The organism is Priestia sp. P5_B4, assembly GCF_056400385.1.
Genome location: NZ_JBFULJ010000022.1, coordinates 18,551 through 30,942, shown reverse-complemented (window position 1 = coordinate 30,942; position 12,392 = coordinate 18,551). Strand labels below are relative to the sequence as shown.

The following is a 12,392-nucleotide window of genomic DNA, read 5'->3' as shown; positions in this document are numbered from 1 at the left end:
GTGTACACCCTATCTATTTAATTTATTTCATTCTAGTTCTATCCATTTTACAACAATAATCTACATTTATCTTAACATAGATAAACAGCCCCGTTTCTAGTTATAAATAGAAAAGCAGAGGATGCCTTGAAACACCCTCTGCTTGATATGAATAAAAAATGAAATGTATGTTTTATGTTTTAAGATAAAAAATTATGAACACTCTTGCCCCGTATAAGCATCGAACTGAGTGACGTTTTTTTCTGCTAAAATACCTTTCAATTTTGCTGTACGAGCCAAAGCGCTTCTTGTCGCCTTTAGCTATGTCTTTATTGTAAGAGCGGCACATGAATGCACTGTGAAGCCCGGCTGAATGCTATCTGAACAAATTCTGAAAGATAGCTGAATAACTTCTAGTTAAACTTGTCATATAAATGTTCAACGTTCTTAACAACAGCTCAACAAATCCAGCGCTTCTCTTTATATTTCCTCAACAATCAAATGATTTAATAAGTGTATGAATACAATTTGGAGGTTATCAACCATGAAAAAACGAGTATCTCTTGGACTATCTCTCACCCTTTTAGCTTCTAGTGCCGCTTCTGCTTTTGCAGCAGAGCATAACCCAGTTCAACATCCAAAACAAATCAAAAGCGTCGAGTTTCAGCCAATGAAAGCACCTACTACAATTGAAAATATGATTAAAACGTATACAGAGGCATCTGTAAAAGTAACGTATAAAGATGGAAGCGTTGAAGAAACGCCGCTTAACTATAACCAGCTCTTTCTTTCAAAAGATAAAATTGTCGATAATAAAGGGGAATTAATCGCCGCAGGTACACCGATCGATGCAAACGGGGATCCGATTATTGACCGAAGCGTTCCCGATAAGCCATCACCGTACGTATCAGACGCACCGGATTCAAACAGCTTTATCACCATCAACGGTAAGTCTTATATTATTTCACATTATGAATATGAATCTGTTAATAATGCTGGAAAAGAGATTTCCGGTCTTCCCGCTTCAATGACGCTTACACAAGTTGACCGAGATGATAAAACAGGAAAATTAACGGTCAACCATGCTAAAAAAATTGATTTTTCCAATGTAAATGGTTTGTGGACGCCGTGTAATGGCTCTACAACGGATTGGGGTACTCACCTTGGTTCAGAAGAATATGAGCCCGATGCACGTGCTTTTGAAGATCCTTCATCCAGCTCTTATAAAGACGTCACGAACTTCGCTAAGCTTTATTTCGGCGACACGTCAAAAGCAAATCCTTACTACTACGGCTGGATTCCAGAAATTTCAGTGGATGAAAGCGGCCATGCATCCGTCGTAAAACATTACAGCACAGGCCGTTTTTCACACGAAATGATGCAGGTACTTCCAGATAACAAAACCGCTCTTTTTGGAGACGATGGGTCTAATACCATGATGTTTATGTATGTAGCAGATAAGGAAAAAGACTTCTCAGCAGGAACTCTTTATGCGGCAAAGTTTAAACAAACGAGCACAGAAAATGGAGGTAAAGGCGACCTTCAGTGGATTAAGCTTGGCCATGCAACAGACAATGAAGTCAAAACAATAATCGACAAAGGCACAAAATTTAGTGATATTTTTGAAACAGCTGACCAGCCTACAAAAGGATCTAAAGCAGTCAAAACCGCTGCAAGTAAAAAAGTTGAATATTTAAAAGTAAAGCCTGGCATGGAAAAAGCAGCTGCCTTTTTAGAATCACGCCGATACGGTGCGATTCTAGGTGCCACGTCTGAATTCAACAAGATGGAAGGACTAACGGTTAACAAAAAAGACAAAAAAGCGTATATGGCTATTTCTTATCAAAATAGTGCCATGCTAAAAGAATCTGGCGCTGTACAAGATGATATTCAGCTTCCAAAATTAGAGTCTGGTGTGACCTACCAGCTGAACTTAGGATCGCATCAAAAAGACCAAGCAAAAGGCAAGATTAACAGTAGCTACGTTCCTGCAAGCATGGAAGGGCTACTGATTGGACAAGACCTAGAAAAAGCAGATGCATACGGTAATACAGCGGACCCAAATAAAATTGCCAACCCTGACAACCTTACGTATTCAAATGACTTAAATACACTGTTTATCGGAGAAGACAGCTCACTGCATACAAACAACTTCGTATGGGCTTATAATGTAAAAACTAAAAAACTATCACGCATCCTTTCAGTTCCAGTGGGAGCAGAAGCAACAGGACTTCGTGCAGTAGAAAACATTCAAAACTCTCGCTACGTACTAAGCAACTATCAGCACCCGGGCGAGGACATCAGCGACAAAAATATTACCGCTGTTGATAAAGAAGAGCTAGCTAATGCAATGAAAGAAAGCATCGGCATTCAAGAAACTGGCGGTGTCGGATACATTTCTGGACTGCCTTCTAAGGACGGCGCTCCTTACAAAAAGCATTAATATGTAATGAAGCCACGTCTGTTGTGCAGTGACAGACGTGGTTTTTTATATAGTCGAAGTTATTTATAAAATCGTTTATCGTAATCATAATTATGGTGAATACTTTATAATATCCTTGGAGAAAGTGCCTACACACAAACCAAATGCTTTAGGATATTTATTCGCGGGTATCCGGTACATGCCTTCAAGCTTGCTTTTAATTGCTTACACCCCACTAATACTAGATATAAAAGTTGTTTCAATAAGTATTTCCAGCAAAACAAAACCACTCGTTCCCTTGCACTTTTCCTCCCATACCATTAAAGTATATATTGGTTGAAGTTTATACTGGCATTCAACCTTATAAAAGAAATTACACTTTTTAATTTTGGGAATATGTTTTCCCTAAAAGAAAGGGTTTAGATATAAGATGAAAGATAATTTTTGGCATGAGTTGCCGCGTCCGTTTTTTATTTTGGCACCGATGGAAGCTGTGACGGATGTCGTTTTTCGCCATGTTGTGACCGAAGCAGCACGACCTGACGTATTTTTTACAGAGTTTACGAATACGGAAAGCTACTGCCATCCGAAAGGGAAAGATAGCGTAAAAGGACGTTTGACGTTTACAGATGATGAACAGCCAATCGTTGCGCACATTTGGGGAGACAAGCCTGAATACTTCCGTCAAATGAGTATTGGCATGGCCGAAATGGGCTTTCGCGGCATTGATATTAATATGGGCTGTCCTGTGCAGAATGTTGCAGGAAACGGAAAAGGTTCTGGTCTGATTCGCCGTCCAGATACTGCGGCTGAGATTATCCAGGCAGCCAAAGCTGGAGGGCTTCCAGTAAGCGTAAAGACTCGTCTTGGCTATACGCAAGTTGATGAGTGGTACGACTGGCTGAAGCACATTTTAGAACAGGATATCGTGAACCTTTCTATTCACCTTCGTACAAAAAAAGAAATGAGCGATGTTGACGCGCACTGGGAGTTAATTCCGGAGATCAAGAAGCTTCGTGACGAAATTGCGCCTCATACGCTACTAACAATTAACGGTGATATTCCTGACCGCCAGAAAGGTCTTGAACTTGCGGAGAAGTACGGTATTGATGGAATCATGATTGGACGCGGAATTTTCCATAATCCGTTTGCGTTTGAAAAAGAAAAGAAAGAGCACACAAGCGAAGAGCTATTAGAACTTCTTCGCCTGCAGCTAGATCTTCATGATAAGTATTCTGAAGAATTAGAGCCGCGCCCTTTCAAACCGCTTCGACGCTTTTTCAAAATTTACGTTCGCGGATTCCGCGGTGCAAGTGAATTAAGAAATCTACTCATGAGCACGGAAACAACTGACGAAGTGCGTGCGTTGCTTGATGAGTTTAAAGACAGAGCTGGAGTGAAAGAAGACGAAGGTTTTTCTGTTTCTTAAATAAGATCTCGTTTGCTTAAACTCAATTGTTCTAACATTTTATCGGAGAGAAGAACCTCTTGTTCTTTTTTATAGACGTATGCTATTTATCCACATATGATAAAAGCTGAGGCAGAAGGTTTTACATTTCCTTCTGCCTCAGCTTTTAATGAAAAAATATCCACACGATCTATTTATGATAAGGTTCATTTCGAATAATACGAAAAGCTCGGTAAATCTGTTCTACTAATACTAGGCGCATAAGCTGATGAGGAAACGTCATCTTTGAAAAAGAAAGCGCTGCGTTTGAGCGTTTCATTACTTCGCTGCTTAAACCAAGCGACCCGCCAATGACAAACGCTATTTTGCTTTTTCCGTAGGTAGCTAATGAATCAATTTCTTTTGCGAGTTCCTCGGAAGACTTTTGTTTTCCGTTAATAGCTAATGCGATCACATAAGTATCGTCTGAGATTTTCGCTAAGATGCGCTCTCCTTCTTTTTGTTTTACCTGTTCCATTTCAGATTCACTTAAGTTTTCTGGCGCTTTTTCATCTGCAAGCTCAATAATTTCCACTTTTGCATAGCTTGATAAACGCTTTAAATATTCTTGAATACCTTGTTTTAAGTATTTTTCTTTTAGCTTTCCAATGGTTATAATAGAGATATTCACAAGCTATTCTCCTCTCCTTTATCTCTTATCCACAGATATTATCCACATATCCACATGTTATATCCACATTTTGTATAAGAATATTAGTTCCCTACTACATATACAGCTTCATTTTCACAATATTCACAGCTTTTTTTGTCAGTGGAATTTTCTATTTTTTCAAAAACCGGCGCTAGCTCAATCTCATCTACCATTACATCCAGCGCTAGTTCTGTATGTTCTAAACAGCAATATATCTTCATGTATTTATCTTCCTTTCTCTATTCTTTTCATTAAAAAACCACAGGAGTTTATCCCCTGTGGATAACTTTATTTTACTTCATTTGACGCGTTAATTTTACTTCTGTGGATTTCTTTTTGCCATCGCGATAGAACGTTACGTTCATTTTATCGCCAATTTCTTTTTCAATATAGAGGTGTTTGCGAAGTGTCGCAATGTCCCTTACTTTGCTGTGATCTAACTCAACAATCACATCATATTCCTTTAATCCGGCTTTAGCGGCTGGCGAACCTGGCTCAACTTTTAGAACAGCGACTCCGTTTACTACGTCATGCGGTAACTTAAGGGTTTCTTTTAAATGATACCCTGATACCTCACTTAATGATAGTGTACTAACTCCAAGATACGGACGTCTGACTTCACCATATCGTTCTAAGTCATTAATAATAGGTCTAGCCATGTTGATTGGAATCGCAAGACCAATGCCTTCTACTGCTTCTTGAGCAATTTTCATGGAATTAATACCGATTAATTCACCATCAATATTAACAAGAGCACCCCCGCTATTACCAGGGTTAATGGCGGCATCTGTTTGAATAACTTCTGATTGCCAATCAGGATTTCCATCGCCATTCAAATCTTGAGGAATGACACGGTTAACCCCTGAGACAACTCCTTGTGTAACGGAGCCAGAAAATTGAAGGCCTAGCGGGTTTCCGATAGCAATCACTGGTTCACCAGCTTTAAGCTTATCAGAATTTCCGAAGGTAGCCACTTTTGTCACGTGGCCTGCGTCAATTTCAAGAACTGCTAAGTCCATTAAATCATCGCTGCCAAGAATTTTAGCCGATACCCTTGTACCGTTACTGAAGCTCACTTCAATTTCGTTAGCGCCTTTAATGACATGATAGTTTGTCACAATATAAGCTTTGTTGCCTTGTTTTTTGTAAATAACACCTGAGCCCGTCCCGGCATCAGTTCGTTCATCATTCCAAAAGCTTTCAGAGTTCTGAATGTTTACAACTCCTACAACTGCTGCATTGACTTCAGAAACAGCTTTTGTGACGGCCGTAGTGACGTCAAGAGATACTGACTTTTGAATGGTAGACCCTGTTTGTTCATCTCTATTTTCATCCGTCATCCATCCATCTGGTAAAATCCCGTTCCTCACCAAGGCTGGCATAAGAAGCAGTACAATAAGTGCACCTATAATTGCTCCAATCAGAGCAGAAGCGAAATATCCTCTGCGGCGTTTAGGCGGCCGACTATTTGGCTCTTGGCCTTCATCATAATGTTCCACACTATCACCGAACCCTTCATTTATCATCGTGAATGTCTGCATTCACGTACTAAATGAAGTTATTTTTCGCTTCCTTTCTAGAGACTATACATAAACAATATCAGTTGGTCTTTTTGGATCAGTATCACATAGGAGAATATTGTCCTCTCCATTGATGTCTTTCTGTTGTAACACTTGTGCAACCGACATGCGGGCAATTTCCTTCATGTTATTGTCTTGACTCAAATGCGCTAAGTAAATGCGTTTGGTTTGATCTCCAATCACATCTGCCATTGCAAGAGCCGCGTCTTCATTTGATACATGTCCCACGTCGCTTAGAATTCGTCTTTTAATGCTCCAAGGGTATCGCCCCATTCTCAGCATTTCAACGTCATGATTGCTTTCAAATACGTACATATCGCTATTTTTAATCGTACCTTTCATGCGGTCACTTACATAGCCGGTATCCGTAATAAGGGTTAATTTTTTAGATCCTTGATGAAAGACATAAAACATAGGCTCTGCAGCATCATGCGAAACGCCAAAAGACTCCACTTCCAATTGACCAAACGATTTCGTTTGGCCAATTTCAAAGTGAAACTTCTGTTCCGTATCAATGTTGCCGATCAAGCCATCCATTGCGTTCCACGTTTTTTCATTTGCGAAAATAGGGAGCTTATATTTACGTGCCAGAACACCTAGTCCTTTAATATGGTCACTATGTTCATGAGTCACTAAAATTCCTGATAAATCCGGGATATTGCGATTTACTTGTTGAAATAGAGCTTCCATTTGTTTTCCGCTCAGCCCTGCATCAACTAGTAAGGAATGTTCTCCATCACTTACTAAAATCGCATTTCCTGTGCTCCCACTCGCTAGCACGCTGAAATGCAGGCTCATTTATCTCACTCCAAATACTTATTTATTTCCTTTTTTAATAATCTGCCCTTCAAAGGCATTTACAAAATAACTCGTATCTCCATTTACAACAATGTGCCAAGTTGGTGCTAAAACTTGAGAATTTAATAATGGCAGATCAAACGTATAGTATCCAAACTCTACGTCTGTCACTTTATCTTTCTTTTTCAATTCATCCTTCAAAAACAAATTTTCTAATGCTTTTAAAGGAGACAAAACATCCTGCTCATCATCCAACGTTTTCACAGAACCTAGCATCGTTTGTTCATATGAAACAATTTCACCTTTATCATTTAAATGAGCAATAATCATGCCATTTTCATTGTCATAGATTTTGTGCTTCTTATATCGTTGAAAGAATGTAACTGTTTTTTTCTCTTTATTAACGTTCCATAGCTCATAATCTTCACCCGAGAGCACATATCTTTTTAGAAATTGACTTAGCTTTGCTTTTGTATTTTTTTCAGGCACTGAAAAAGGTTTGTCTAATACGCTTCGAATTGTTTTTTCCTCAAGCAGCGCTGCTTTTTGTTCTTTAAGCTTTTTTAAATCTTCATCTTTAAACAGTTTGCTTTTAGCATTTAACGACGAAGCTTCCTTCACATCTACAGGTAAATGTTTATATTCAATGCCTTCACTCGTTAATTGTTCTTCAACGCTCGACTCCACAAATAGAGAGTACTGATCTTCTTGATGGGTTTTAAAAATCTGATAGCCTAAGTAAATATTAAGAATCAAGAAAGTGAAAATAAAGATGGTTTTTGTTCTATTCCAATCCATCGTTATCGCCTCCTTCGGTCGGCGGTGCAATTCGATACCACTTACTATTATAATAATAGAACCAAGAAGGAACGAGTTTGACAGAGTTAGAATTAAACTCAACCGTCTTTTCACCGGTTTTTGGCTGCTGGGAGACTTCTTCTAGCTGATAGCCTATTGAAATATCTTTTAACAGATTCGGGTCAAAGTTTTGGTGTTTTTCAATTAATTGAATCACTTTTTGAGATGACTGCAGCTTTTCTACACTCGAATCCTGTACTCTCACAAAACGATAAAGAGGACGACGGTAATTTAAAATCTCCGCATTTCCCCATCTTTGATATATTTCAGTCATTCCCTGATTGCTGTACACGGGATAGTTATCTTTATAATAACGATAGCTAATTTCTTTTGTAATACGATTCCAGCTGTTGAACCTGTAATTAGATTCCGTCCAGCCGCCGTGGTCATTAACGAAGCTAAAGCTGCGGTTTATTAAATTATAATCTTCCATTACTTCGGTCGTGGAATTTACAAGATTCACATATTCCATCACATCTGTCTTCGTATTAACATTAATCACTTTTGTACCTTCGGTGTAGACATCTCGGTTTGTAGACGTTTCTTTCCGTGCATAGTCTGGGTTGTTAAAAAGCGCTTCCTTATATTTTTCAATATCTAAATGCCTCATGCTCGTATAGTAGACTTCACTATTCATCGTGATATTGTTTTCCGGAAGGAAGATATACCGATTTTTGTTTTCTTTATATACAAAGCTCGGGGCATACGTACGTTTCATCTTATCTTCTAATTCTTTGATATCATCTTTGGCCAAATTCTTGACTGTAACCGAATAAATCTTTTTTTGCTCATAATTCACAAGATACACACTCACGAAAAAGGAAGGTGTACGCTTAATTTTAATGAGTACACGGTCAAATGTTTGATTAGGCAAAGACGTTTGAGAAAATGAAAAAAGCTGTTGAAATGTTTTCAAAGGCAGCGCGTCTGGATACAACACTTCAATAGAATTACTTCCATGGACATAATTTAAAAATCCATCAGGAGAAATAGCATCCGAAACGTCCGTCACATTCGAAAATTTCCACTTTTTCATTTCATTTACCCATTTGTTTACATCATCTTCGTCGTGAGACATGTAGTGATTATCGTTTCGATGATAGAGAACTTCTGTTGGAAGAATATGATCTTCTATTTTACTTTTTGAACTGACTTCAACTTCCTGCAAATGTTGATTTTTTGAAATGACCTTATAAGAAGGCTGATACGTCCATATATGATACGTCATAATTAAACTGGAAGCGACGAGAACAACTAAGATGGCCGTTTTGATATGTTCATACCTCATTCCCATTCGTCATCATTCTCACTTTCAATCGGAAGAGTAAAGTAAATCGTTGTTCCTTTTCCTTCCTGACTATCTGCCCAAATACGTCCATCATGTGCTTCAATAATTTCCTTGGCAATAGCAAGCCCTAATCCTGTTCCGCCTAATTTACGCGTTCGTGCTTTGTCTACACGATAGAAGCGTTCGAAAATTTTAGCTAAATTTGATTTTGGAATTCCCATACCTTGGTCTTTAATGCTCACAACAATTTCATGCGTATGCTGAGCAATTGAAAATGTAATGGTTCCGCCTTCAGGTGAATATTTTATTGCATTGGAAATAATGTTATCTAATACTTGTGTAATTTTATCTTGATCGATAGCGACATAGATTGCTTCATTTGGCAAGTCGCGCACGAACGAAATACCTTGTTCAATTGTCATTTCAAAGCGATCAATGATGTAATGATAGAACTTCACAAAATTGATTGGGTCACGACTAAATCGGTAGTCTTGGCTATCTAGCTTAGATAATTGAAGCAAGTCGTTAACGAGACGAATCATTCGTTCTGTTTCCGTTTGCGTTACATTTAAAAATGTTGGAGCTAAGTCCTTATCTTGCCATGCTCCTTCTGCAAGCGCATCTAAATAACTGCGCATCGTTGTTAACGGCGTACGCAATTCATGTGAAACATTCGCTACGAATTCTCGGCGATCTTGATCAATTTTCTCCTGCTCTGTAATATCATGCAAGACAATGATAATCCCGTTAATAAAACCGGTCTCTTTTTGAATAGCGGAAATGGTAGCTCTTAAAATAAAGGGATCCGATTTTGTACTAAAGTCCAAAATTAATGACTCTTGATTAGCGAGCAAGCTTTCAAACGTATGCGTTTCTTCAAGATCTAGTAGGGAAACAACTGGATCAGACAAAACCGTTTCACGTGAAACATTTAGCATAGCGGCAGCTGGATCATTAATTAAAATTACTCTTCCTTTTCGATCCGTCGCAATAACGCCGTCCGTCATATGAGCTAATACCGAACTAAGCTTACGGCGCTCCCCTTCTGTAGTTGCCTGTGCTTCTTGAAGCTTTCTTGTTAAGTTGTTGAATGTGAGAGCTAGCTGACCAATCTCATCATACCCGTATACCTTAGCTTTTCTCGTAAAATTTCCTTTGGCCATCTCAAGTGCTTGTTTTCTCATTTCAGACATTGGACGAGTAATCGTCTGAGCTAAAAACACGCCTAAAATAGCTGTAATAAAAAGAGCAATCACCGTACCTGCTTTAAAGATCTGATTGATATTACTCATTTGATCGTAAACAGGCTCCATGGAAGCTGTTAAGTAAATCGCACCTAAGATTTCTTCGCTAGACTGAACTTTTCCATTTTTATTAGTTGAATTTGATTGACTGGCACCTACTTTATCCTGTAAACGAATAGGCTGTATCATAACTCTGATTCGCTGTCCGCTTTGATCAACAAATACGTTATCAGAGTTCGTTCCTGCTAACAACGCATTTGTAATCGCTAAATCATTAGTCTTTTTACCTATGATCTGTTGAGGATTTGAGTTCGATGTAGCAATGATTCTTCTATTTTGGTCAATGACTCTTACTTCAGAGATGTCATTCATATCATTTGAAGCTAAATTGGGTCTTGAAGCAAAATCTCGTAAAATAGTCTTTAAGTCTTCCTCAAGAGTGGGTGAATCATCATCACGATTTTTCACCATTTCTTGTCCAATATTATACGTCAGCAAGTCTGTCCGCTCTTGAAGAGACGTTCGAAAGTTGTTAACTAATTCTTTTTCTAATTGTCGTGCAAAATAGACCCCAATAATTTGCATCGCAATTAAAATGAGCAGCACATAAATCAATACAAACTTTAAATGAATAGATTGCAGGAGCCTTACTTTCTTCATCTAAAATTACTCCTGCTCTGGGCTGCGTAAATAATAGCCTACTCCACGTCTTGTTACAATCCACATTGGATGGCTTGGATTATCTTCAATTTTTTCACGTAATCTTCGAACTGTTACATCTACCGTACGCACATCACCAAAATAGTCATAACCCCATACAGTTTGAAGCAAGTGTTCACGCGTCATGACTTGTCCAATGTGCTTCGCTAAATAATGCAGCAGCTCAAATTCACGGTGAGTCAGTTCAATCGTTTCTCCGCGCTTAGACACGATATAAGCATCTGGGTGAATAACAAGTGCTCCAATCGTAATTTCATTCGTTTCGCTTTCTTCCGTTGGAACAGCTACCTGCTGATGTCTACGTAAATTAGCTTTTACACGTGCTAATAATTCACGCGTACTAAACGGCTTAGTTACATAATCATCTGCACCTAATTCTAGACCTAAAACTTTGTCAATTTCAGAGTCTTTTGCTGTTAACATGATAATTGGCATATCATATTTTTTACGCACTTCTCGGCAAACTTCCATTCCATCTTTCTGAGGAAGCATAATATCTAATAAAATCATTTCAGGCTGTACTTCTTCCACTTTTTCAAGTGCTTCTACGCCATCATAAGCACAAAATACTTCGTAACCTTCTTTTTGCAAATTAAACTTTAAAATATCTGCAATCGGCTTTTCGTCATCTACGACTAAAATACGTTTATCCATGATCATCGTTCTCCTTTATTAGTTGAAGCAAAATATAAAAGATAGTATTCATACTGTTTGAATACCGTAGTTTTATTATACTTGATAACCCTTGAAACGTCACAAGTTCATCCTCTACTATACATGAAGATATATGATTTTCAACCATCTCTAAATACAAAAGTAATATATTACCACAAAAGAGACCCAAAGCAAATAACGTTTTCTTTTAAATGTAAATAAAAGAAAAAAGCATGACTTTAAATAAAGTCATGCTTTTTGATGGCTCGGGACGGAATCGAACCGCCGACACAAGGATTTTCAGTCCTTTGCTCTACCAACTGAGCTACCGAGCCAAAATGGCGGTCCCGACGGGAATCGAACCCGCGATCTCCTGCGTGACAGGCAGGCATGTTAACCGCTACACCACGGGACCTCAGTCTATATGCTATTATTAAAAATATTAAAAATGACCCGTACGGGATTCGAACCCGTGTTACCGCCGTGAAAGGGCGGTGTCTTAACCGCTTGACCAACGGGCCACGTTGTAACAAAAGTGAGCCATGAAGGACTCGAACCTTCGACCCTCTGATTAAAAGTCAGATGCTCTACCAACTGAGCTAATGGCTCATGTTATATCTCTTAGCGACGCTTATTATAATAACATGATATTTCATATGAATGCAATAGTTTTTTAAAAACTTTCTTTTTATTATTAAGCTTTTTTTAAAAATCTTGTTAACAAAGCACCAATTATAAATAAAAAAGGTT

10 protein-coding genes and 4 tRNA genes are annotated in these 12,392 nt (G+C 38.4%); 2 read left to right on the top strand and 12 right to left on the bottom strand.

Annotation, left to right across the window (positions count from 1 at the left end; genetic code table 11):
* Positions 1-523 precede the first annotated feature (523 nt).
* Positions 524-2,422, top strand: coding sequence for a PhoX family protein (locus AC1DRF_RS05000; protein ID WP_477740392.1), 1,899 nt, complete (start codon positions 524-526; stop codon positions 2,420-2,422).
* A gap of 409 nt (positions 2,423-2,831) precedes the next feature.
* Entirely contained in the window at positions 2,832-3,830 is a 999-nt protein-coding gene (locus AC1DRF_RS04995) for a tRNA dihydrouridine synthase (RefSeq protein ID WP_028409752.1), read from the top strand.
* 169 nt (positions 3,831-3,999) lie between these two features.
* Here the strand turns inward: AC1DRF_RS04995 and rlmH are convergent, their stop codons facing one another.
* The 12 genes from rlmH to AC1DRF_RS04935 all read right to left on the bottom strand — a co-directional run bounded on the left by rlmH (position 4,000) and on the right by AC1DRF_RS04935 (position 12,251).
* Entirely contained in the window at positions 4,000-4,479 is a 480-nt protein-coding gene (rlmH, locus tag AC1DRF_RS04990; RefSeq protein ID WP_016765982.1) for a 23S rRNA (pseudouridine(1915)-N(3))-methyltransferase RlmH, read from the bottom strand.
* 83 nt (positions 4,480-4,562) lie between these two features.
* On the bottom strand, positions 4,563-4,721 hold the full coding sequence (locus AC1DRF_RS04985; RefSeq protein ID WP_063611556.1) for a CxxH/CxxC protein: 159 nt from the start codon (positions 4,719-4,721) through the stop codon (positions 4,563-4,565).
* Between the two features lie 72 nt (positions 4,722-4,793).
* Positions 4,794-6,026, bottom strand: coding sequence for a S1C family serine protease (locus tag AC1DRF_RS04980; protein ID WP_043977633.1), 1,233 nt, complete (start codon positions 6,024-6,026; stop codon positions 4,794-4,796).
* Between the two features lie 57 nt (positions 6,027-6,083).
* Positions 6,084-6,878, bottom strand: a complete 795-nt coding sequence (locus AC1DRF_RS04975) for an MBL fold metallo-hydrolase (protein WP_427076655.1) — start codon at positions 6,876-6,878, stop codon at positions 6,084-6,086.
* A gap of 18 nt (positions 6,879-6,896) precedes the next feature.
* Entirely contained in the window at positions 6,897-7,676 is a 780-nt protein-coding gene (locus AC1DRF_RS04970; protein WP_116516398.1) for a two-component system regulatory protein YycI, read from the bottom strand.
* Positions 7,663-9,030 (bottom strand): YycH family regulatory protein, encoded by a 1,368-nt coding sequence (locus AC1DRF_RS04965; protein ID WP_028409756.1) that lies wholly within the window; start codon positions 9,028-9,030, stop codon positions 7,663-7,665. Before AC1DRF_RS04965 ends, AC1DRF_RS04970 begins: the two co-directional genes overlap by 14 nt.
* Positions 9,021-10,928 (bottom strand): cell wall metabolism sensor histidine kinase WalK, encoded by a 1,908-nt coding sequence (gene walK / locus AC1DRF_RS04960; RefSeq protein WP_013059906.1) that lies wholly within the window; start codon positions 10,926-10,928, stop codon positions 9,021-9,023. Before walK ends, AC1DRF_RS04965 begins: the two co-directional genes overlap by 10 nt.
* 6 nt (positions 10,929-10,934) lie before the next feature.
* Positions 10,935-11,642 (bottom strand): response regulator YycF, encoded by a 708-nt coding sequence (gene yycF, locus AC1DRF_RS04955; protein WP_013085552.1) that lies wholly within the window; start codon positions 11,640-11,642, stop codon positions 10,935-10,937.
* Positions 11,643-11,904: 262 nt separating this feature from the next.
* A tRNA-Phe gene (locus AC1DRF_RS04950) sits at positions 11,905-11,977 on the bottom strand.
* 4 nt (positions 11,978-11,981) lie between these two features.
* Positions 11,982-12,057, bottom strand: a tRNA-Asp gene (locus AC1DRF_RS04945).
* 34 nt (positions 12,058-12,091) lie between these two features.
* A tRNA-Glu gene (locus AC1DRF_RS04940) sits at positions 12,092-12,163 on the bottom strand.
* Between the two features lie 15 nt (positions 12,164-12,178).
* Positions 12,179-12,251 (bottom strand) — tRNA-Lys (locus tag AC1DRF_RS04935).
* Between the last annotated feature and the right edge of the window lie 141 nt (positions 12,252-12,392).